Source organism: Luteibacter sp. 9133 (genome assembly GCF_000800155.1).
Taxonomy (GTDB): Bacteria; Pseudomonadota; Gammaproteobacteria; order Xanthomonadales; family Rhodanobacteraceae; genus Luteibacter; species Luteibacter mycovicinus.
In genome coordinates, this window is the sequence record NZ_JUHO01000001.1 from 758,502 (window position 1) to 776,955 (window position 18,454).

Annotated in this window: 21 protein-coding genes; 15 read left to right on the forward strand and 6 right to left on the reverse strand. The window is 65.4% G+C overall.

The genetic code is table 11. The features are described from left to right. Positions 1-29 precede the first annotated feature (29 nt). The gene (locus FA87_RS03090) at positions 30-3,077 is read left to right on the forward strand and encodes a sensor histidine kinase (protein ID WP_043692312.1); all 3,048 of its coding nucleotides are present in this window, start codon (positions 30-32) and stop codon (positions 3,075-3,077) included. Next, positions 3,074-3,907 carry a methyltransferase domain-containing protein gene (locus FA87_RS03095; RefSeq protein WP_052191116.1) on the forward strand — a complete coding sequence of 278 codons (834 nt, stop codon included), beginning with the start codon at positions 3,074-3,076 and terminating at the stop codon, positions 3,905-3,907. The genes FA87_RS03090 and FA87_RS03095 overlap by 4 nt, the downstream gene beginning before the upstream one ends. On the opposite strand, the gene FA87_RS03100 is transcribed toward FA87_RS03095, so the two are convergent. Beyond that, positions 3,908-4,426: a hypothetical protein gene (locus FA87_RS03100; RefSeq protein ID WP_043692315.1), complete on the reverse strand. Its 519-nt coding sequence runs from the start codon at positions 4,424-4,426 to the stop codon at positions 3,908-3,910. A gap of 73 nt (positions 4,427-4,499) precedes the next feature. Further along, on the reverse strand, positions 4,500-5,324 hold the full coding sequence (locus FA87_RS03105; protein ID WP_043692318.1) for a hypothetical protein: 825 nt from the start codon (positions 5,322-5,324) through the stop codon (positions 4,500-4,502). A 367-nt stretch (positions 5,325-5,691) separates the two neighbouring features. Here FA87_RS03105 and FA87_RS03110 point away from each other — a divergent pair, with 367 nt between their 5' ends. The 4 genes from FA87_RS03110 (at position 5,692) to FA87_RS03125 (ending at position 8,177) form a co-directional block, all read left to right on the forward strand. Further along, positions 5,692-6,528 (forward strand): DUF2167 domain-containing protein, encoded by an 837-nt coding sequence (locus FA87_RS03110; protein WP_043692321.1) that lies wholly within the window; start codon positions 5,692-5,694, stop codon positions 6,526-6,528. Positions 6,529-6,533: 5 nt separating this feature from the next. Further along, on the forward strand, positions 6,534-7,247 hold the full coding sequence (locus tag FA87_RS03115; protein ID WP_043692323.1) for a hypothetical protein: 714 nt from the start codon (positions 6,534-6,536) through the stop codon (positions 7,245-7,247). Positions 7,248-7,252: 5 nt separating this feature from the next. Further along, a complete protein-coding gene (locus FA87_RS19685) occupies positions 7,253-7,579 on the forward strand; it encodes a J domain-containing protein (RefSeq protein WP_197062357.1) in 327 nt (108 codons plus the stop codon). Positions 7,580-7,790: 211 nt separating this feature from the next. After that, positions 7,791-8,177 (forward strand): VOC family protein, encoded by a 387-nt coding sequence (locus FA87_RS03125; protein WP_036115916.1) that lies wholly within the window; start codon positions 7,791-7,793, stop codon positions 8,175-8,177. Positions 8,178-8,218: 41 nt separating this feature from the next. Here the strand turns inward: FA87_RS03125 and FA87_RS03130 are convergent, their stop codons facing one another. Next, positions 8,219-9,178 carry a beta-propeller fold lactonase family protein gene (locus FA87_RS03130; protein WP_052191119.1) on the reverse strand — a complete coding sequence of 320 codons (960 nt, stop codon included), beginning with the start codon at positions 9,176-9,178 and terminating at the stop codon, positions 8,219-8,221. Between the two features lie 430 nt (positions 9,179-9,608). On the opposite strand from FA87_RS03130, the gene FA87_RS03135 reads away from it, so the two are divergent. Further along, the gene (locus FA87_RS03135; RefSeq protein WP_051943962.1) at positions 9,609-9,989 is read left to right on the forward strand and encodes a hypothetical protein; all 381 of its coding nucleotides are present in this window, start codon (positions 9,609-9,611) and stop codon (positions 9,987-9,989) included. 29 nt (positions 9,990-10,018) lie between these two features. Further along, on the forward strand, positions 10,019-10,315 hold the full coding sequence (locus FA87_RS03140) for a hypothetical protein (RefSeq protein ID WP_036115913.1): 297 nt from the start codon (positions 10,019-10,021) through the stop codon (positions 10,313-10,315). Between the two features lie 26 nt (positions 10,316-10,341). On the opposite strand, the gene FA87_RS03145 is transcribed toward FA87_RS03140, so the two are convergent. Then, positions 10,342-10,749, reverse strand: a complete 408-nt coding sequence (locus FA87_RS03145) for a helix-turn-helix domain-containing protein (protein WP_036115910.1) — start codon at positions 10,747-10,749, stop codon at positions 10,342-10,344. A gap of 118 nt (positions 10,750-10,867) precedes the next feature. On the opposite strand from FA87_RS03145, the gene FA87_RS03150 reads away from it, so the two are divergent. The 5 genes from FA87_RS03150 (at position 10,868) to FA87_RS03170 (ending at position 15,356) form a co-directional block, all read left to right on the forward strand. Further along, a complete protein-coding gene (locus FA87_RS03150; RefSeq protein WP_043692327.1) occupies positions 10,868-11,749 on the forward strand; it encodes an NmrA family NAD(P)-binding protein in 882 nt (293 codons plus the stop codon). 128 nt (positions 11,750-11,877) lie between these two features. Then, complete coding sequence (gene dusA, locus FA87_RS03155; protein ID WP_043692329.1) at positions 11,878-12,858, forward strand: tRNA dihydrouridine(20/20a) synthase DusA; 981 nt, start codon at positions 11,878-11,880, stop codon at positions 12,856-12,858. 34 nt (positions 12,859-12,892) lie between these two features. Then, entirely contained in the window at positions 12,893-13,222 is a 330-nt protein-coding gene (locus tag FA87_RS03160) for a PepSY domain-containing protein (protein WP_156128487.1), read from the forward strand. Then, positions 13,222-13,914, forward strand: coding sequence for a response regulator transcription factor (locus FA87_RS03165; protein WP_036115892.1), 693 nt, complete (start codon positions 13,222-13,224; stop codon positions 13,912-13,914). Before FA87_RS03160 ends, FA87_RS03165 begins: the two co-directional genes overlap by 1 nt. 56 nt (positions 13,915-13,970) lie before the next feature. Beyond that, positions 13,971-15,356 carry an ATP-binding protein gene (locus FA87_RS03170; RefSeq protein WP_036115890.1) on the forward strand — a complete coding sequence of 462 codons (1,386 nt, stop codon included), beginning with the start codon at positions 13,971-13,973 and terminating at the stop codon, positions 15,354-15,356. Between the two features lie 6 nt (positions 15,357-15,362). Here the strand turns inward: FA87_RS03170 and FA87_RS03175 are convergent, their stop codons facing one another. Beyond that, positions 15,363-16,127, reverse strand: coding sequence for a M90 family metallopeptidase (locus tag FA87_RS03175; protein ID WP_043692332.1), 765 nt, complete (start codon positions 16,125-16,127; stop codon positions 15,363-15,365). A gap of 18 nt (positions 16,128-16,145) precedes the next feature. Further along, positions 16,146-16,493, reverse strand: a complete 348-nt coding sequence (locus tag FA87_RS03180) for a hypothetical protein (protein WP_043692335.1) — start codon at positions 16,491-16,493, stop codon at positions 16,146-16,148. A gap of 200 nt (positions 16,494-16,693) precedes the next feature. Here FA87_RS03180 and FA87_RS03185 point away from each other — a divergent pair, with 200 nt between their 5' ends. Both FA87_RS03185 and FA87_RS03190 read left to right on the forward strand, forming a co-directional pair. Continuing rightward, entirely contained in the window at positions 16,694-17,674 is a 981-nt protein-coding gene (locus tag FA87_RS03185) for a biotin--[acetyl-CoA-carboxylase] ligase (protein ID WP_043692338.1), read from the forward strand. After that, positions 17,671-18,429: a type III pantothenate kinase gene (locus tag FA87_RS03190; RefSeq protein WP_043692343.1), complete on the forward strand. Its 759-nt coding sequence runs from the start codon at positions 17,671-17,673 to the stop codon at positions 18,427-18,429. Before FA87_RS03185 ends, FA87_RS03190 begins: the two co-directional genes overlap by 4 nt. Positions 18,430-18,454: the final 25 nt, after the last annotated feature.

Here is an 18,454-nt window from a genome sequence, read left to right on the forward strand (position 1 = left end):
GCCACCGGGTCGGAGAGGGGTGATCAGGGGTGGTTTCCGGACGCGCGCTCGCCGCGTGCATATCGCTGTTGCTCGGCGTCATGGTCGGGTGGTGGCCCACCTCGGACGCCGTCGCGAGGGATAGCCGCGACCGTCGTATCGAGCAGTTCTATCACACCGCCTGGACGGTGCGCGAAGGTGCGCCCGGACAGGTCACGGCGCTGGCGCAGACGGCCGACGGCTACCTGTGGCTGGGCACGCAGACGGGGCTGTACCGGTTCGATGGCGTGCGCTTCGAACGCTACCGCCCCCGCGAAGGCGGTGACTTCCTTGCGTCCAGTGTGGCCTCTTTGTACGCACCCCCGTCAGGCGGCTTGTGGGTGGGCTTCCGTTACGGTGTGGCCAGCTTCATCGATCACGACCGTGCCACGCACTACGCCGCGGGCTCCGGCCTGCCGACCGCGACGATCTACGCGATGGCCAGCACGCCCGATGGGCGGGTCTGGGCGGCGACCTTCAACGGGCTGGTTACGCTCGCGGGCAATCGGTGGCGGGTGGTCGGTCCCGCCATGGGGCTGCCCGGGGTGCGCGCGCGTAACCTCGCGGTCGATAGCGCGGGTCGCCTCTGGGTCGCGACGGAGCAGGCGCTGGCGTGGCTGGCACCGGGTGCTCAGCGTTTCGAGGTCGCCACGCGATCGGTCGGCCGGATCAACCGCATCGCCGAGGCCCCCGACGGCAGCATCTGGGTCGCCGAGGCCGACGATGGCGTACGGCCGGCATGGAACGGCGGACGCGACCCGGCGCTGTCAGGACCGAAGCTGCACATGTCGTCGGCGGGCCTCCTGTTCGATCGCGACGGCGCGCTCTGGGTGCCGACGCTCGGCGAAGGTATCCGTCGCGTTCCGCACATCGACTGGCTCGCCAGCCAGACGATCGAAGCGGACAGCGCGGCGGCCGAGCGTTTCGTTGAACGTAACGGTCTCAGCTCCGATTATTTCAGCGCGGTGATCCAGGATCGCGAGGGCAACATCTGGATGGGCGGGAGCCGCGGCCTCGACCGCTTCCGCCGTGGACGCCTGCTTCCCGCGCCGCTGTCACCCGGCGCCACCGACTTCGCGCTGGTCCCAGCGCCCGGGCATGGCGTGTGGGTAGGCACGAAGAACCGTCCGCTGACGCATGTCGACGCGACCAACATAACCGGCACGGCCTTCCCGGAAGCGATCACCGCGGCGGCCCGCGACGGCGACGCGACCTGGCTCGGTGGACCGCGCGGTCTGTGGCATATGGTAGATGGCGTCCCGCGGCCGTTCGCATCGCTCCCCGCGGACGATTACACGGGCGTCCAGGCCATCGTCGGCGACGGCCACGGCGGCGCCTGGTTGTCGATCAATCGCCCCGGCATCTACCACTACACGGGCGAGGGCTGGATTCACGACACGCTGCCCAGCGTGTCCAACGACCCCTCGCCGCTGGTGTTGCTCCGTGACGCCCGGCAGCGGTTGTGGATGGGTTTTGCGCGCAACGTGCTCATCGTCCGCGACGGGGGCCGGGACAAGGTGATCGGCGCGGCCGATGGTCTGCAGGTGGGCAACGTCACCGCGCTGCTGGACGACGACGACACCGTATGGGTGGGCGGCGAGCTGGGTATCGCCGCCATTCGCGGTGGCAGCGTGCGCAGCATTCCGACGGCTGGTGAGCCGCTGCGCGGCGTGTCCGGACTGGTGCGCGACCGTCGCGGGGATTTCTGGATGAATGCCGCGCAAGGCGTCGCGCGGATCGCCTCGGCCGACATGCGCCAGGCCCTCGACGAGCCGGGCTACCGTCCGCCGGTCATGCTGTTCGATTCGCTCGATGGCTTGCCAGGTACGCCGGCGCAGTTTCGTCCCTTGCCCACCGCGGTGGTGGCCGACGATGGACGGTTGTGGTTCGCGACGACCAGCGGCGTCGTGTCGATCGATCCGTCGGCCATACGGCGCAACCCGGTCGCGCCGCCGGTGATGGTCCGGGAAATTTCCACGGATGCGGGAACCTGGTCGGCCTCGTCCAGCGTCACGCTTCCGGCGAACACCGAGCGTCTGCGCATCGCCTATACCGCGACCAGCCTGTCGATGCCCGAGCGCGTGCGCTTCCGCTACCGGATGGATGGTCTGGATACGCGCTGGCGTGAAGCGGGTACGGATCGCGAAGCCGTGTACACCGATCCGCCGCCAGGCCATTACGTGTTTCGAGTGACCGCGTCCAACGAGGACGGTGTCTGGAACGAGCAGGGCACCTCGATCGCGGTCACGGTGTCGCCGGCGTTCTATCAGACGCTGTGGTTCGCGCTGGTCTGTACCGTCGCCTTGCTCCTCGCCATCTGGATCGCACTGCTGCTCAGGGGCCGGCGCGTCGCGGCGCTCGTGCGGGGGCGCCTGGACGAGCGCCATGCGGAGCGCGAACGCATCGCGCGCGAACTGCACGACACGCTGCTGCAGAGCATTCACGGTCTGACCATGCGCTTCCAGGCAATCGCCAATCGTGTCGCGCCGGACGATCCGGTACGCACAGCGATGGAAGGCGCGCTCGACCGGGCGGAGGAAGCGCTTGTCGAAGCGCGTGACCGCGTCCGCGACCTGCGTGCGCACGGCACGGACGACATGCCGCTGAATGACGTTCTGGAAGCGATGGCGCGGTTGTACGCGTCCGATCACACGGTGCCGGTCATCGTCAGTGTGCGGCTCGACGTGCTCGATCTGGATCCGCTGGCGCGCGACGAACTGCACGGCATCGCACGCGAAGCCGTGCACAACGCGGTGACGCATGCCGGGGCCAGTCGCATCGACGTCGTCCTCGAGGAAGATGACGGTATGCTGCTCTTTTACGTGCGCGACGACGGACGCGGTATCGAGGATGCCGTTTCCCGCGACGGTCGTGCGGGTCACTGGGGGCTGCGCGGGATACGCGAGCGCGCGCATGCGATGGGTGGCATCGCCACCATTGCGGCCTGTCTCCAGGGAGGTACCGAAGTAGCCGTGCGCGTGCCGATGGATCGGGCCTTTCCGTCGCGCATGAGCTGGCTGCGTCGATGGTGGCGCCGTTTTCCGGAGAGACATTATTGAACGAGCGACTGGTGGCCTACCTCGATGAACTCGATGAACGCACGGACTGGCACCGGCCCGATGCCTTCCTCGTAAGAGCCGATGCGGCGGACCGGCTCGACCTCGGGCAGGTCGGTCTGCGCGATGCGACGCTGACTCGTCGGGTGGTGCGTCTCCTCGACGCGCTCGATGCCGTGGATCGTCAGTTGTACGACGCGCTGCGCGAACGAATCCGCGCGGGTGAAGGCAGGCAGGCGCTCGCGCCCTGGCTCGACGTCGGAATCCCCTCGGGTCAGCATTACGATCCGCTCGACGCGCTCCTGGCAGGCGTGCTGGCCCTGGACGAGCCGCTTCCGGATGCCGGGCCGCTGCCGCCCGAGATGGTCTTCTACCAGCCCACACCCGCCCGGCATATCGTCGACGGCCTGGCCAGAGGCGGAATCACGGCAGGCGACGTCGTACTGGATCTTGGCTCGGGACTGGGTCACGTCCCCTTGCTGGTACACATCCTGACGGGCGCGCGATGCATCGGCATCGAGCGCGACGGGGGCTATGTCGATGTCGCGACGCGTGCGGCGACGTCACTTGGGCTGACGGGAGTGCGGTTCGTCGAAGGCGATGCACGCGAGGCGGATTTTTCCGGCGTCGACGTCTTCTATCTGTTCACGCCGTTCATCGGCACCGTCCTGCGCGACGTCGTCGCCAGGATAGAAGCCGAGGCGGCCCGGCGTGCCGTGCGTGTGGTGGCTCTGGGCCCGTGTACGCGTACGTTCGCGCGGCAGCCCTGGCTGGTCAGTGACGACCCGGACCCTGAGGCAGCGGAGCGGATCGTGCTGTTCCGCTCGGTCTGATCAGCGGATGCGGCCGCCGCCGAAGTGGCCCTGGCCGGCACCGACGGAGATGCTGACGCCGCCGGTGGGATGCTCACAGCTGCCGAAGGCCTGGCTGAGGTTGACGGCCCCGGCCTGGTAGTTGCCGCTGCCGCCATGGCTGGAGCTGACGACGCCGGTGGTGACGCTGCCATGCACCTGGGGCTTGTTGTAGGCGGCGTCGTCGCAGCGCGGCGTGCCATCGTCGGCTTCCACACCGTCCATACGGCCAGTGGTGTCGCCGTAGTAGGTACCGGGGGGATCCAGCGGGCGGGACTTCGTGACCGCGATGTTCTCGCCGCCGTTTTTGGGCGCCACCGTAGGGGCCTTCGGATCGGCGGAGACCCTGGCGTCGGCGGCCGGGGCAGGCGCGGGGGCGCTGCTGGCGGGAGCCGGCGTGTAGTCGGCGGGCAAACGCAGGTTCAGCGGCTTCGTAGCGTCCTGCGCCATCGCGGTCGAGGCGGCGAGGAACAGGGTGGCGAGGACGACGATCGGTTTCATGCGGGGCAAACTCCGGGGACTACGCCTTGGATCGCTGAGGGGCCATGCTAGTTCCCGACCCCTTGCAGCTACCTTACTCCGCCATGGCCTCATCGGCGTCCTCGGGTAAGCTCTCGCCCAGACGGACCCGCAATGTCTCGATTTCGCGGCGCAGGTTTCGGTTTTCCGCTTCCAGGTCGGCGATCTGTTCGCGCAAGGCCAGCACGTCGTCACTCGGCTTCTCGCGCGGCTTGCGCTTCGACTCGCGCACCCGTTTGGCGGCCTGCTTCAGCTCGGCATCGCCGCCGGTCGCGGCCGCGCGTTGTTCGTCTTCGGGCAGGGTGGCGACCGCCGCGGCGGCGCTGATCGACAGCGTGCCCGACTTGACCGCCGCGACCACCTCCGGCGCGGCCTCCTTGCGGATCTTCTCGATCATGCCGACCTGATTGCTGCTGATCCTTGCCTCGCGGGCGATTTCCTTGCGGCTCTCGTTCGGGTTGACGCGGGTGGGCTTCGCGGCCGCTGGCTGAGCGCCTTCGGTGTCGAAGGGCACCTCGGACCTCTCTTCACCGCCGTTCGCCTCGATGCGTGCGCGTCGCTCGGCGAGGATTTCGCGCTTGCGCAGGGCCAGCACGCCGCGCTGAAAATCGGACACGCTGCGCCGGCCCAGGTGCTGCTCGATCATCCACAGGTGCACATCGTCGATCGACTGAAAGCGCTCGTTCTGCACGGTGTTGAAAGGAATATCGTGCTTACGGCAGATGCCGTAGCGGTTGTGCCCGTCCACCAGCGTGTCGCCCCAGAGCACCAACGCATCGCGGCAACCCTCGGCGAGCAAGCTGCGCTCCAGTGCCTCGTATTCGTCCGCCGACAGCGGGTCAATGTAAGCCTTGAGTTCTTCGTTGACGACGATATGCATGGGGAGGGCAGGGCGGTGAAGGCGAGGGGGCGCATTCTAGTGGGTGCGGGGCCTCGCTGCTCGTCCCGTCGTTCACATGCGCAAAGCCGTTGATCCGGTTGACTTTGCTGGAGCGTCCGGCTGCACAAGCCGGAGGACGGTCGGAATCCGGCAAAAGGCCGGTGCCGGAACATCGCCTTGACGCTCCCGTTGCCCTGGCCGCAAACTCTCGCACGTCGTGCCGGGGGCTCGCACGACTTTCACTGGAATCATGAATTCGCGCCGGGGGCGCGAGTTTCGTCGCGCTTGCGCCTGCTCACCGGAAGGAGCTTCTCGTGGTCCGCCTCTATCTTTTACCTCGGCATTCTGAGCTCGCTGGAGAGCCCGCATGACTGGATTTGCAAGGAAGTTGGCAGTCGCGCTCGCGCTGTCCCTCGTCACCGCGCTCGCCAGCGCCAACGAATTGTCCGACCTGCCGTGGAAAGTCGGCCCGACCAAGGTGCAGCTCGGCGCGCAGGCCACGCTCGATGTACCCGACGGCTATGCCTTCCTCGATCCCGCGGGTACCAGGCGCCTGAACGAACTGATGGAAAATCCACCGGACGAGGCGGACACGTACACGCTTGCGCCGACGGATATGAAGTGGACCGCGTTCTTCGACTACGACGATGTCGGCTACGTCAAGGATGACGAGAAACTCGATCCCGACGACATTCTGGCGTCCGTGAAGCAGGGCACCGAGGAAAGCAACAAGGAGCGTCGTTCACGAGGCTGGGAAACGCTCACCCTCGTGGGCTGGCAGAACAAGCCGCAGTACGACACCCAGTTCAAGTCGCTGACCTGGTCGTTCCTCGCGCGCAGCGATAAATCGCACAGCGACGTGGTGAACTACAACGCGCGCATCCTGGGGCGCAGCGGCGTCATGAACGTCGTGCTGGTGTCCGACCCCCAGGTCCTCAACCAGGCGGTGACCGACTTCAAGGGCACGCTGGGTGGCTTCGCATTCGCGCCGGGTCAGTCGTACAGCGATTTCCACACGGGCGACCGCGTCGCCGAATACGGCCTTGCCGCACTGATTACCGGCGGTGTCGCCGCCGTCGCCGCGAAGAAGGGTTTCTTCGCCATCATCGGTACGTTCCTGGCGGCGGCGTGGAAGTTCATCCTCATCGGCTTCGCCGCGGTGGGCGGAGCGATCAAGCGTCTGTTCACGCGCAAGAGCTCCTGATCGCGATGTTGCCGAACACGGAGTGGCTTTTGCTGGGCGTCGTGGGCATGTACGTCTACGACGCCACGCTGCTGCTCTATCACAACGAAGTGGTGTTCTTCGAACGCCGCGACGGACGCTGGTCGTTTTCCGTCGGCACGGAGTTCGAACTGGCGGGGCGGCATGTTTACGTGCCGCCCCTTTTCGCACCGACACGTGCGTTGCTCCGTCTGCGCTGGTCGTCGCAGAAGGAGCCTGGCAACCCGGCGCCGCTGCACGGACTGCGAGCGTGGCGAGCCGGTGTGACCGCCACCACGCTTCCCGTGCTTGTCGTCGCGCTGCTGTTCGCCGCGATGCCCGCGGTACTTGCGGGCAACGTCTATGGCCTGCTCGGCTGGATGATCGCCCTGTACGCGGCGATCGGCGCGGCGGTGTGGCGTGTCTGGCGCATGCGCAGGATCACCGGCCTCGCCGGGAAGACGTTCTCGGGTATGGCGTCCGACGCGCTGCTCTGCGCACCGTACGCACTCAACCTCGTTCGTAAACAGGGCGCGCGTGCCGCCGAGCGGTTCGACCTTTTTGCCGTCGCCCATGCGCTGCTGGACGCCGATGAGCGGAGGCGTCTCGGCGATGCCATCCGCACGCGACTGCAACGCCAGCTCGACATCGAAGAGGCGGGCAGCGATCGACAGCAACAGCTTCAGACTTACCTACAACAGATCGAAGGCGCTCTGGCATGAACGTCATGGAGATCGTCGTCGTCGGGATCTGCCTGGCGATCGGCTACAAATTCGTCTCCGCGATGATGGCGACGCCCAAAGGTGATACGCCGAATGCGCCGGATACGAAGCCGCCGCTGCAGCTCGATACCCGCCGCCCGTGGTACGACGTGCTCGGCGTGTCGCCCGAGGCCACGCGCGCGGAGATCAATGCGGCCTACCAGGCCCTGATCATCCAGTACCACCCGGACAAGTTCACCCAACACGGTGATGAGATCCGGGAGATCGCACAGAAGCGCGCCAAAGAACTGAACGCGGCGTATTACCTGGGTTGCTCGCTGCGACCGGACTGAAGAGGCACCGCGAGCCGGGGTTGAGTCGAGCGCCTGGTTGCGTGGCGCCCGATGCCTGCTTAGGCTATCTTCCGCCGACAGACATCGGATGACTGATAAGGAAGGGGTAGGTTATGACGCCACGGCAATGGTTCGCGCTGGTTCTTCGCTACCTGGGTGCAAGCAGCATTTTGACGGCCATCAGCTATCCGCTGACTGCCGAGGTTGAGTCGTGACGCTGGATACGGTGGAGATCAAGGCCTTCGTTCCCGCGAAGGATTTCGAGTTATCGCTGCGTTTTTACCGGGACCTGGGTTTCACCGTTGCATCGTCATCCGACGGCCTTGCGTATCTCCATGCGGGTAACTGCAGCTTTCTTCTGCAAGGCTTCTACGTCGAGGAACATGCCACGAATTTCGTGATGCACTTGCTCGTGGCCGATGTGGATACGTGGTGGCAGCATGTGGAGGCGCAGGATCTCGTCGGTCGCTACGGCGTCCGGTCAGAGCCGCCCGCGGATCGCCCATGGCGGATGCGAGACTTCACGCTGACCGATCCCAGCGGTGTCCTGTGGCGGATCGCGCAGAACATCGGAAATCCTCTCGGCCACGAGGCCTGATTCGACGATTTCTATGGCTGCAATGTGCGTCGCGCGATGGCTTACGGCTGAACCGCCACGAACGAGGGATGGTGGGCCGTGCCAACGGTTGCTATGACCTTGTTGGTCCGTGCGTCGATCACCGTGACGGTGTCGGAACCGAAGTCGCTGGTGTAGATACGACCCGTGCGGCGGTTGAAAGCGATCGCCGCGGGTGACGTGCCGACGGGTATCGTGCTTATGACGGTCTTCGTAAAGGGATTGATCACGGATACGGTGTTGTCATCCGCGTTGGCGACATACAGCGGAATGCCGATCGGGCTCGTTGCCACGGCATCGGGGCCTTTACCGGCCTTCAGTACGCCTGTCACCGTATTCTTGAATGTATCGATGACGGATACGACGTTTTCGTTGTAGCTGGCGACGTATAACCGTACTCCCAGCGGACCTACGACCAGAGAGTCCGGACTTGCCGTTACCGGCATGTTCTCCGTCACCGTGTGAGTGGCGGTGTCGATGACGGACACCGTAAAGTCACCCACGTTGCCGGTGTAGACACGCGTGCCGCTGGCATTGGCGCCGATCGTCAGGGGCAGGCTTCCTACGGCCACCGTCGCCATCGTGGTGTGGGTGGCCGTGTCGACGATCGACACGCTGCTTTCATTCGCATTGGCAACATACAGCTCCGCGCCGTTGGGGCTGACCGCGAGCGCGTTCGGCGTGTTTCCGACGGGTATGGTTGCGGTCACCGTATTGGTCGCGGCGTCGATGACGCTTACGCTGTCGCTATTGGCGTTGGCGACGTAAACCGTCGACCCATCCGGGCTGACGGCGAGGCTGATCGGGGCTTTGCCGACGGGAATCGTGGCGGTAACCGTATGGGATGCCGCATCGATCACGGAAACCGTATCCGACGATTGACTGGCGACGTACACGTTGTCGTTGCGGGCGAGTGCGGGAAAGGCCGTGCAGGCCAAGGCGAGGGCAAGCAGACGGCGCACGCCGGTCGAAGCGAATGTCATCGATAAGTCCTTGTAGACGATTACTTTCGGTGGTCCCGCGCGGGTGGCGGAACCTTCCCCTTGGATGGCCTCCCCGGCCATGCAGGCATCGACGTTAGCCGAGGCGCCGACAAATCGCCATAGGGCGGCTAGGGGGTACCGTTCCGTCCATGTACGAGAGACGCAGCGTCCGTCCCAGGGCGGTGACGCGTCGAATGAGACGTACGTCTCTTTTGCTTGTAGGGGAAATCCTACACGGCACGTTTGCCGTGCCAATCTTTGCCTTTGCCGCCCCGACAACTTACCATCGCGTCGAAGAACGAAGCGGCCTCAGGGGGCTTTTTTTCGTTCTTCCTAAAGGGGGAGCCACTCACAGGTCAGGCACGTCGCCGACGGCCGTCTTCCCCTTTTGTCTGTCGCTTTGTCAAGACTCAAGGAGAGGTCGTTCGTCATGAAATTCAAATCACTCGTCGCGATGGTTTCGCTCGCCGTGCTCGCTGTATACGCCCCGATCTCGCTCAGCGCGGGCCGTTCCGACGACGCGGTCGAACGCATCGGCACGCCGGCGCCGGACAGCAAGTTCGCCAAGGTCCACGATGGCATGTACTCGAAAGAGATCATGGACCTGATCGGACCGCCGACCGATCAGAAGTCGTACCAGACGGGTAAGGCATTCATTCCTTTCCATTTCGGCAGCGACAACTACCGCACCGAATTCCACTACAAGGGCGAAGGCGTGCTGACCTTCTCCGGCGGTGGCATGGGTGAGATGGGCTCGCTGAAGCTGATTCGCATCGAAGCGAATCCGGCCGAAAGCGGCTACATCCACTAACAGGGCTTGATCGGCCGCCCGGAGGACGAATGTCTCGTATCGAGCTTGTCCGCCGGGCAGCTGCATGGTTGACGGCGGCGCTGTGTCTTCTGCGTGTCGGCCTGTTCGGGATGTGCAGGTATGCGCGACGGTTTGCTGCTGCCCTTTGTTTACTGGCTGCTTTCGTGCTTCCCGTGGGTTATATCAATCCCTTCAACGCGATGGATCACGGGGTCGATGCGCCCGTTAGCCATATCCTGCTGTGGATGGTGCCGGCTGAGATCGGACTGTTGGGGCTGGCCTGGGCGCTCGATCCGCCGCTAACCGGACCCACCGGCCGCCGCTAAAGCGCGGGGTATCAAACCGTTGCAAATCACGCCGCATGTTCGTCGTCGAATGAACGTCGCGCGTCACGTACCGCCGCATGATTCTTGTCGGCCCACTCGATCAGCTGGCTGATGGGCTCGAATATCGACCTTCCCAAGTCGGTCATGCTGTACTCCACCGCAGGCGGCCGTGTGGGGAACACCTCACGATGGACGTAGCCCTCGCGCTGAAGCTCTTGGAGCGTCTGCGTGAGCATGCGCTGAGAGATGTCGGGTACCAGGCGGCGTAACTCGCCGAACCGGTAGGGCCGCTCGGCAAGCGCCACAAGCAGAAGTGTGCTCCACCGTCCGTTGACGGCGTCCAGGACATCCCTGACCGAGCAGTTATGGATGTTCCCGTCGTTCTTCAGTCGCTCGTGAGTGAGTCGTTCGGTGAGCGTGCCTGTTGTCGACATGGTGGTTACCCTTTTGTGCCTATGTGCCGCGAAACTGCCTCCTTTACGGAAGCGGCTGCTACCTCGATCTTAGAGATGCTCTCAAAAAGAGAGTATCACTCGAAAGGAATAGCGGAACATGTCCGAAACCATCTTCATCACCGGTGCGTCCGGGCACCTGGGCGGCGCGGTGATCAAGCATTTGCTGGCACGCGGCGTGGCAGCTGAACGCATCGTGGCGGGAAGTCGCAACCCGGAGAAGCTGCAGCATCTGACGGAAAGTGGCGTTGCTGTCCAGCGCGCAGACTTTGACGATGCGCAGGGGCTTGTCTCGACCTTCAAGGGTGCCGATACAGTCCTGATTATTTCGACCGATGAATTGACGGCCGACGGGCGCCGGCTCCGACAGCACCGCAACGCGGTAGAGGCAGCTGTCGTCGCGGGTGTTCAGCGCATCGCCTACACCTCGCTGCCGAATCCGACGGCATCTCCGCTGAGCTTCGCACCCGATCACGCCCTGACCGAGCAGGCTATCGCCGAAACGGGATTGCCGTCGCTGGTTTTCCGGAACGGCTGGTATCACGAAAACTTGCTCATGGGACTTCCTTCCGCTCTGCAGAGCGGGCACTGGTATACGGCGTCCGAAGGGGCGAAAACGGCCTATGCCGCGCGCGATGAGATGGCCGAGGCCATCGCGGCCGCCCTTGCCAATCCACCTGCCGGCAGTAAGACCTACACGCTGACGGGATCGGAGGCACTTTCCGTGGATGCGATCGCATCGTTGGTCCGCGATGCCACAGGGCGCCCGCTGGAAGTCGTCAACGTGACCGACGAGCATCTCGCGCAGGGCCTTGCCGCCGCCAACGTGCCGCAAGCGATCGTCAAACTGCTCGTGTCAGTCGAAGCGGCCGCGCGGTCGGGCACTCTGGCTACGGTTACGGGCGATCTGGAGTTTCTGATCGGTCGACCGGGCAAGTCTCTCGCAGCATTTATCGAAGAAAGTGCGGCGCTGCTGAGCTAAGCGGCGTGCCAGCGCAAGGATCATCGGATGACTCCGACGGGGAGCATCGGCCGAAGCACGAAGGCGTTTGCCCGTCATGTGACATTGGCGGGCAAGCGCACTCCACCTGCGATTGCTAAAATGGCCGTATGCAACGCATTGATCCCTCAGCCTTCCGCCTCACCGTCGCTCCCATGATGGACTGGACGGACCGTCATTGCCGGTACTTCCACCGGCTTTTGTCGCCCCATGCCCGCCTTTACACCGAGATGGTCACCAGCGCGGCCCTGGTACGCGGCAACCAGCTGCGTCTCCTGGAGCACAGTCACGAAGAGCACCCCGTGGCGCTCCAGCTCGGTGGCAGCGACCCGGTCGAGCTGGCGAAGGCGGCGATCCTTGGCGCGCAAGCGGGCTACGACGAGATCAACCTCAACGTCGGCTGCCCCTCGGATCGGGTCCAGTCCGGCAAGTTCGGGGCGTGCCTCATGCGCGAGCCTGACCTGGTCGGCGAGTGTGTCCGGGCCATGGCGGACGTCGTGGATGTCCCGGTCACCGTCAAATGCCGCATCGGCGTGGACGACCAGGACGAATACGCCGACCTTCAGCGTTTCACCACCACGATGGCCGAGGCTGGCGTTGGCATTCTCGTGGTGCACGCGCGCAAGGCCTGGCTGGAAGGCCTGAGCCCGAAGGAAAACCGGGAAATTCCGCCGCTGGACTACGAGCGGGTCTACCGGCTGAAGCGCGAATTCCCCGACCTGACCATCGTCATCAACGGTGGCATCACCACGGTCGAGGCGGTGCGTGAGCACCTTGCCCATGTGGACGGGGTGATGCTTGGCCGTGCCGCCTACCATGATCCGTTCGTGCTCGCCCGGCTGGAGTCGGACCTCTACGGCGCGGCGCTGCCGGACCGGGCGGATGTGCTCGATCGCATGCGCATCTATATAGAGGCGGAACTGGCCCGGGGCACCCAGCTCAAGCACATCACCCGGCACATCCTCGGCCTGTTCCAGGGGGAGCCGGGCGCGCGCGGATTCCGTCGCCAGCTGAGCGAGGGATCGCACCTGCCGGGAGCCGACTGGGGCCTCATCGAGTCCGCGATGGCACCCTTGCGGCAAGCCGCCTAGGTTTCGTTCAGCTTCAGGCGGGGCGCCCCTCGGCATGATCGGTCGACTACTGCCCGTCGTGCTGCCCGCGCCAGACATGAAAATCACGTTTCGTCCGCTACTTTTCGCCGCGCTCTGCGTCAGTTTGCCCGTGGCCGCCCAGGCGGACCAGTCGCTGACGCTGGAGCAAGCCGTGAGCAAGGTCCAGAAGGACACCGGGGGAAAAGTGCTGTCGGCGGATACGCGACTCGTAGAGCGCGGCCGGATCACCGAATACCGGGTCAAGGTCCTTACGCTGGACGGTCACGTCCGCGTGGTGCCCGTCCGAACCGAAACCGCCAAGCCCCTGGACGTCAGTGCCGGGGACAACAAGGAGAAACATTGATGCGCATCCTGCTCGTTGAGGACGAGGCCCCGCTTCGCGAGACCCTCGCCGCGCGGCTGAAACGTGACGGCTTTGCCGTCGATGCCGCCCAGGACGGCGAAGAGGGCCTGTACCTCGGTCGCGAGGTCCCCTTCGACCTGGCCATCATCGATCTGGGCCTGCCCAAGCTGTCGGGCATGGATCTGGTCAAAGCCCTGCGCGAGCACGGCCAGCGCTATCCCATCCTCATCCTCACGGCGCGTGGCAGCTGGCAGGACAAGGTCGAAGGCCTCAAGCACGGCGCCGACGACTACCTGGTCAAGCCCTTCCACGTCGAGGAATTGCTGGCCCGTATCAATGCGCTGGTGCGTCGTGCGAGCGGCTGGTCCAAGCCGGTCCTCGCCTGCGGCCCGATCAAGCTCGACACCACGGCGCAGACGGTCACCGTCGAAGGCCGTCAGGTCGACCTGACCAGCTACGAGTACAAGGTCCTCGAATACCTGATGCTGCATGCGGGCGAGCTGGTCTCCAAGGCCGACCTCACCGAGCACATCTACCAGCAGGACTTCGACCGCGATTCCAACGTGCTGGAGGTCTTCATCGGCCGCCTGCGCCGTAAGCTGGATCCCGAAAGCGCGCTCAAGCCGATCGAGACCGTCCGCGGTCGCGGCTATCGTTTCGCGATTCCGCGTAACGAAGCGGACGAAGACTGAGCGAACCGTGGACGGTGCAGCAAAGTCGCTGCACCGTCCCGAGGTAAGCTGGACGCATGGATAACGCTCCACCGACCAAACGCCGGCCGCTGTCGCTGGCCGCGCGCGCGGCGTTGGCGACGGGCTTCGCGCTGGCCGCCTTTCTGGGCCTGACGGGCCTGGCGCAGAACAAGGCCAACTACGCGTCCGAGCTGTCGGCCATGCACGACCGGCTGCACAACTACGCCATCGCCTATATCACCGGCACCGACATCACCCGCGCCGGAAAGGTCACCACGCCCGACAGTCAGCCCAATCCCGATTTCTCGCGGCCGGGCTCGGGGCTCTACGCGATCATCGTCGGCAACGACGGTTTCCGCTGGGAGTCGTCGTCGGCACTGGGTCGCGATTTCGATTTCGTGCGCATGCTGTCGCCCGGCGAGACGGCGTTCGAGCCGGTGGAAACGCGCAGCGGCAAGCTCTATGTCTTCAGCTACGGCGTGTCGCTGGACAGTACCGATAAACGCAGTGTGCCGCTGACCTTCGCCGTCGCGCAGACGGAAGATCAGTTCGAGCGGCAGGTGGCGACCTACCGTCGGACGCAGTTCCTCTGGCTGGCCATGCTCGGCATGATGCTCATGCTGCTGCAGCTGTTCCTGCTGCGCTGGAGCCTGCTGCCGTTGCGCCGTGTATCGAGCGATCTCGCGCACATCGAGCGCGGCACGCGCGACCACCTCGACGGTCCGTATCCGATGGAGCTGACGGTGCTCACCAAGCGCCTCAATGCCTTCATCGACAGTGAGCGCGAGCAGCGTACGCGTTATCGCGACACCCTGGCCGATCTGGCGCACAGCCTGAAAACCCCGCTGGCCGTCGTGCGCTCGCAACTGGAAAACGAAGCCGACGCACGTTCGCTGCGTGGCGACATCCTCGAGCAAGTGCGCAAGATGGACGAGCTGGTCGCATACCAGCTGTCTCGCGCGGCCACCTCCGGTCGTCGCACCATCGCCTCGGTCGAGCCGATCGCCGGTCATGCGGAAGATCTGGTGCAGAGTCTGGAAAAGGTCTACGCCGCAAAGAACGTGCTGTGCGAGTTCGAGATCGAAGACGGTGTCTCGTTCCCGGGCGAGCAGGGCGACCTGCTGGAACTGATGGGTAACCTGGTCGAGAACGCCTTCAAGTGGGCCTCGCATCGCGTCCTGCTCACCGCGCGTTCCGTGGCGAAGGTGCGCGGGCGCGCGGGTCTCGAACTCATTGTCGAAGACGACGGCCCGGGCATTCCGGACGAAAAGATCGAGAAGATCCTGCAACGTGGCGTGCGCGGCGATGAGCGCGTGCAGGGCCACGGCATCGGGCTGTCGATCGTGCAGGACATCGTCAAGGCGTACCAGGGCGAGCTGCACGTCGATCACTCGGAAGAGCTCGGTGGCGCACGTTTCAGCGTGCGTATTCCGCCCGCCTGAGGATCGTCAGTCGGCGGGCGAAGGTCCGTAATAAGCATCGAGCAGGCGCGCCACGTCCGGCTCCGCCTCACGCAGCAAGGCGGGCTGCGAGAAATGCATTTCGCTTGTCACCGCGAAATATTCCTCGGGCGCTTCCGCCGCATAGGGATCGATCGCCGTCTTGCGTCGACGACCCACCGCCTTCGAGAGTCTTTCGAAGCCCTGTTGCATGCTGCCGATCCATTCCCTCCGGCTGATGCCCCCTGGTAGGGGCGGCACGCCATTGGCGGGGCCGGCGAGCATGTCCAGCTTATGCGCCATTTCGTGGATCACCACGTTGACGCCATCCCAGGGGGCTTCGAGATCCAGCGCCACGTCGGCCAGCGAAAGGATCATCGGGCCGCGCTCCCACGCTTCGCCGATCAGCGTGTCGTCGCTCTCGGTGATCACGCCGGTGGGTGCGTCATGGTGACTGCGACGGACGTTGAATTCGCCGGGGTAGACCAGGACATTGGTCCAGCCTTTGAAGACCTTCGGGCCGTGCGGCAGGGCAGGGAGACTGGCCTGCATGGCGATGGCAAGACGCCAGAAATCATCCAGCGCGGCGTCGCCCAGTGCGTGGAATCGCTTGGTGTGGAGAAAAGACGCAGCGAGTTGGCGCAGGTAGTGGGCTCGCGGCGCATCCAGCGCGTTCGCCAGCGGAACGCGGGTCAGGGCGTGTGCCCAGAGTGTGTCGTCGATGGGCGGGACGGGGGCGCGAAAACGCGCGAGCAACGACTGGAAAACGCTCACACGACGGCCGGCGGATTCTTAGAAGATCGACCCGGGAAGCATGGACTGCCAGGTCGGCCCCGCGCCGTGACCGCTCGAGGAGCCATCATGCATATCGGCGTCGGCCTCGACGGGGGGTGGCATGGGCGCCTGACCCGGGCTGGCCTGCGCGTTATTGACCTGCCTCGCGGTGGTCACGTCGCCGCTGCCGCCGTCGCGGCTGCTCTGGCTTGAACTGGAGCGCGAGGTGGATCCGGCATCGAACGACGACGACACTGACCGGCCCAGCGAAAGCAGGCTGTTGGTCACGCTGACGTCGGAAGCGGCGGCGGTGCCGATGGCACCGACGAGGCACAGACATCCGAAGATGTAGGGTCTGGCGTTCATCGGTATACCCCGTGGGCCCCGGACGTGCCGGGGGACCGACCGATCCTCTCAGATATTTCGAAACGGTGCCAGTGCTGGAGGTGTGTCATCGGGCTCTGCGGCGCCATGCGGGCGAAATCCTCGCGGCTGCCCTAGAATTACCCGATGCCCCGGCTCTCCCTCCCCCTGACACCGGCCGCCTGACGGCCTCACGGCAGCCCATGCTCGCACGCGACCTCCTGGAAGCCCTTGCCGGCGGCGATGCCGTGTCCGGCGCCACTCTGGCCCGTCAGGCCGGTGTGACCCGTGCCGCCGTCTGGAAACAGATCGAGTCGCTGCGTCTGAAAGGCGTGCCCGTCGAAGCGAAGGTGGGCGGCGGCTATCGGCTTCCGTGGGCGACCGAACTGCTTGACGGTCAGCGCATCCGCACGGCGCTCGAGCCTGCGCTTTCGTCGCACGTGGGCATGCTCGAGGTGCACTGGGATATCGACTCCACGTCCAGCGAGCTGGCGCGGCGTATTCCTACGCTGGACGACCTGGCTTTCGTCATGGCCGAAGCCCAGTCGGCAGGGCGCGGGCGGCGTGGCCGGACCTGGCTCTCGCCGCCGGGCATGAATCTCTACCTGTCGGTGCTGAAGCGTTTCGACTCGGGGTTCGCGTCGTTGTCGGGCCTCTCGCTGGCGGTGGGTGTCATGCTGATCCGCGCGCTGGACGAACTCGGCGTCCGCACGGCCGGGCTCAAGTGGCCCAACGATGTGCTGGCGGGCCAGGCCAAACTGGCCGGCATCCTGGTGGAGCTGTCCGGCGAATACTCCGGTCCCTGCGCGGCGATCATCGGCGTCGGTCTCAACATCCGGCTCCCGGACACCCTGCACGAGCGTGCGGGACAACCGATCACCGATCTGGCGGAACTCACTGGCGGCCAGCCGCCGGGCCGGAATCGCGTCGCCACGGCGGTCGTGTCCGCGCTTGCGGAGGGGCTGCTTGCCTTCGAGCGACATGGCTTCGCGGCCTTCGCCGACGAATACGCGGCCAACGACCTGTTGCGCGACCAGCCACTGCGCATCATCGATCCTCGCGGCGAGTACAACGCCACCGGAGAGGGTGTCGACGAGCGCGGTGCCTTGCGTGTGCGTCGTGCCGACGGCCAGTCCGTGACCGTCGATAGTGCGGATGTCTCCGTCCGCAGGAGTGGCGCGTGATTCTTCTGCTCGACCTCGGCAACACCCGACTGAAATTCGCGCTGCTCGATGGCGCCGAATTCAGTCATCGCGGGGCCTTTGGCTGGGATGCGGATATCGCGCACGAACTGGCGACGTTGTGGGCGTCCTGGCCGGCGCCGGTTCGTGTCGTCGGTGCGTCGGTGGTGGATCCCGCCCGGGAGACCGCGGTCGCCGTGGCGGCGCAGAAGGCGTTCGGCCTCTCGCCGGTCTGGGTCCGTACGCCCGCGCAAGCCTGCGGCGTCACCAATGCGTATGCCGAACCTCATCGCCTCGGCGTGGATCGCTTCCTCGCTCTGGTCGATGCGCACGCGGCGGGTCGCTCGCCCTGCGTCCTCGCCAGCGTCGGCACGGCTCTGACGCTCGATGCGCTGGATGCCGATGGCCGGCACCTCGGCGGATGGATCGCGCCGGGGCCGCTGCTGATGCAGCAATCCGTACTGGGCGCGACCGTGCAGGTGCGCCCCGGTGGCGCAGGTGCGGTACGCGACCTTGCCGATAACACCGCCGACGGTCTGGCATCGGGCTGCTGGCAGGCATGCGCCGCGTTGGTCGATCGCTTTGTCGAGCGTTCGGCACCCCTGCTTGGCGGCCACCCGACGGTGACCCTCGGCGGCGGCGATGCGGGTGTACTGGCGCCGTTGCTCGAGCGCGAGGTGCTGCTCGTGCCCGACACCGTCCTTCGGGGTCTGGCCGTCTGGGCCAAAGCACACACCGAGACCGCCAAGATCGCCTAGAATCCGGACGCCGCCGGTTCTTACA